Raw genomic sequence first — 4,180 nt, forward strand, 5'->3', positions numbered from 1 at the left:
CCTGTTTGCTCTTCTAAATATACAACTGTTACTTCTGAATTACAATTATCTGTTGCAGTTAATACAGTAGCTTCTGGAATTGCATCACAACTTACCGTTACATTTACTGGTAACTCTTCTACAAACTCTGGTACTGTAGTATCTTCTATTGTTACTACTTGAGTATGAGATGTTGTATTACCTGCACAGTCTTGTACTGTCCATGTTCTTGTAATCATATATTCAGATGCACATTCATCATCTTGTCCTGCAAACTCTTCAGTATAATTAACTGTTACTGAGGCATCACAATTGTCGGTTGATGTTAGTACCGCTGCTGCTGGAATTGCATCACAACTTACTGTTACGTTTGCTGGTAACTCTTCTACAAACTCTGGTGCTGTAGTGTCTTCTACTGTTACTACTTGAGTATGAGATGTGGTATTACCGGCACAGTCTTGTACTGTCCATGTTCTTGTAATTATATATTCAGATGCACATTCATCATCTTGTCCTGCGAATTCTTCAGTATAATTAACTGTTACTGAGGCATCACAATTGTCAGTTGCTGTTAAAACAGCTACTGCTGGAATTACATCACAACTTACCGTTACATTTACTGGTAATTCTTCTACAAACTGCGGTGCGGTAGTGTCTTCTACTGTTACTACTTGAGTATGTGATGTGGTATTCCCTGCACAGTCTTGTACTGTCCATGTTCTTGTAATTAAATATTCTGATCCACAGGCATCATCGTCACCACTGTTTACTTCACTTGGAATTACTGTTACTGATGGATCACAATTATCAGTTGCTGTTAAAGTTTCCATTACTGGAATATTATCACAGCTTACAGTGATTTCTGCTGCTGGTAATTCCTCTACAAACTGTGGTGCTGTAGTATCTTCTACTGTTACTACTTGAGTATGTGATGTTGTATTACCTGCACAGTCTTGTACTGTCCATGTTCTTGTAACTGTATATTCAGATGCACATTCATCATCTTGTCCCGCAAACTCTTCAGCATAATTAACCGCTACTGAAGGATTACAGTTGTCGGTTGCTGTTAGTACCGCTGCTGCTGGAATTGCATCACAACTTACCGTTACATTCGCTGGTAACTCTTCTACAAACTTCGGTGCTGTAGTGTCTTCTACTGTAATCATTTGAATATGAGTAGTGGTATTACCTGAACAATCTGATACTGTCCATTTTCTTGTAATTAAGTATTCTGATCCACATGCATCATCATCTCCACTAGTAACTTCGCTTGGAATTACAGTTACAGAAGCATCACAATTATCAGTTGCTGTTAAGGTTTCCATTACTGGAATATTATCACAGCTTACAGTGATTTCTGCTGCTGGTAATTCCCCTACAAACTGTGGTGCTGTAGTGTCCTCTACTGTGATTACCTGAATATGAGTAGTAGTATTACCTGAACAATCTGATACGGTCCATTTTCTAGTAATTAAATATTCTGATCCACACGCATCATCATCTCCACTGGTAACTTCACTTGGAATTACTGTCACAGAAGCATCACAATTATCAGTTGCTGTTAAGGTTTCCATTACTGGAATATTATCACAGCTTACTGTGATTTCTGCTACTGGCAACTCCTCTACAAACTCTGGTGCTGTAGTATCTTCTACCGTAATCACCTGAATATGAGTAGTAGTATTACCTGAACAATCTGATACGGTCCATTTTCTAGTAATTAAATATTCTGATCCACAGGCATCATCGTCACCACTGTTTACTTCACTTGGAATTACTGTCACAGAAGCATCACAATTATCAGTTGCTGTTAAGGTTTCCATTACTGGAATATTATCACAGCTTACTGTGATTTCTGCTACTGGCAACTCCTCTACAAACTCTGGTGCTGTAGTATCTTCTACCGTAATCACCTGAATATGAGTAGTAGTATTACCTGAACAATCTGATACAGTCCATTTTCTTGTAATCAAGTATTCTGATCCACAGGCATCATCATCACCACTGTTTACTTCACTTGGAATTACAGTTACTGAAGGATCACAATTATCAGTCGCTGTTAAGGTTTCCATTACTGGAATATTATCACAGCTTACTGTGATTTCTGCTACTGGCAACTCCTCTACAAACTCTGGTTCTGTAGTATCTTCTACCGTAATCACTTGAATATGAGTAGTAGTGTTACCTGAACAATCTGATACGGTCCACTTTCTAGTAATTAAATATTCTGATCCACAGGCATCATCGTCACCACTGTTTACTTCACTTGGAATTACTGTTACTGATGGATCACAATTATCAGTTGCTGTTAAAGTTTCCATTACTGGAATATTATCACAGCTTACAGTGATTTCTGCTGCTGGTAATTCCTCTACAAACTGTGGTGCTGTAGTGTCCTCTACTGTGATTACCTGAATATGAGTAGTAGTATTACCTGAACAATCTGATACGGTCCACTTTCTAGTAATTAAATATTCTGATCCACACGCATCATCATCTCCACTAGTAACTTCACTTGGAATTACAGTTACAGAAGCATTACAATTATCAGTCGCTGTTAAGGTTTCCATTGCTGGAATATTATCACAGCTTACAGTGATTTCTGCTGCTGGTAACTCCTCTACAAATTCTGGTGCTTTTGTATCTTGTATAATAAATTTAACACTATTTGTATCTACAGGATTTCCACAAGCATCTTTTGCTGTAAAAATTACTTCTACTTCTCCTGTAAAACTACATGCGTACGTTAAATCTGTATAATTATTACTCCAAGATACAACACTACAATCATCAGTTGCAGTTGCTCCTCCGTTATTTGCCAACCAATCATTTAACTCAGTTGTATTTCCTGAACCATCACATTCTACTATCTTATCTGATGGTTGATTTGTAATTGTTGGTGGTGTTTCATCTTTAATTAAATATCCTGCAGTGGTCGTACTTGAATTTCCACAAGCATCGGTTGCTGTAAATGTTACTGTAATGTAACTTCCATCACATTTAACAGAAGTATCATCTCCATAGTTATTAGTCCATGTTACAGTACTACAATTATCAGTAGCTGTTGCTCCTGCATTATTGTCTAACCAATCTTGTAAAGTAGTAGCTGTATCTCCTACTCCACATTCTATATCTATATTATTTTTGTTTGTTTCATCAATAACTGGCGCCGTGTTATCTTTAACTGTTATTGTTTGAACTTTTTCAGTTTTGTTTCCACAGTTATCTGTAAGACTCCAAGTACGAGTTACTATTACTTCTCCTTGACAAGTTCCTGCTGATTCAATATCATTATAATTGGCATCTAAAGTTGTATCACAATTATCTGACTCATCAGTAACATCACCAGTGATTCCAACACTAGCATCATAAGTACAATTATCATCTTTATAAATTGTAATATCTACTGGTACTGTAAAATTAGGATTAGTCACATCAGTTACCGTAATGGTTTGGGTATGACTTACTGTGTTGCCACAGTTATCGGTTGATTCCCATTTACGTACGATTTCTCCACAACCATCTACTACCGTATTGCTTACTTCAGTAAACACTACATCTACTACGCTATCGCAATTATCGGTTGCTGTAATCGTTGGTACTGCTGGTATTGCTTCACAGTCTACACTTACATCTGATGGTTCTGCTGATAATACGGGTGCAGTAGTATCGGTTACCGTAATGGTTTGCGTATGACTTACTGTGTTGCCACAGTTATCGGTTGATTCCCATTTACGTAAGATCTCTCCACAACCATCTACTACCGTATTGCTTACCTCAGTAAACACTACATCTACTACGCTATCGCAATTATCGGTTGCTGTAATCGTTGGTACTGCGGGTATTGCTTCACAGTCTACACTTACATTTGATGGTTCTGCTGATAATACGGGTGCAGTAGTATCGGTTACCGTAATAGTTTGCGTATGACTTACCGTGTTGCCACAGTTATCGGTTGATTCCCATTTACGTACGATCTCTCCACAACCATCTACTACCGTATTGCTTACTTCAGTAAACACTACATCTACTACGCTATCGCAATTATCGGTTGCGGTAATCGTTGGTACTGCTGGTATTGCTTCACAGTCTACACTTACATCTGATGGTTCTGCTGATAATACGGGTGCAGTAGTATCGGTTACCGTAATGGTTTGGGTATGACTTACTGTGTTGCCACAGTTATCGGTTGATTCCCATT

1 protein-coding gene is annotated in these 4,180 nt (G+C 38.0%); it reads right to left on the reverse strand.

The features are described 5' to 3' along the window. On the reverse strand, positions 1-4,180 hold a 4,180-nt coding region (locus DFQ07_RS15705; RefSeq protein ID WP_166627804.1), incomplete at both ends, for an HYR-like domain-containing protein.

This window comes from Tenacibaculum caenipelagi, from assembly GCF_004363005.1.
GTDB classification, from domain to species: Bacteria; Bacteroidota; Bacteroidia; order Flavobacteriales; family Flavobacteriaceae; genus Polaribacter; species Polaribacter caenipelagi.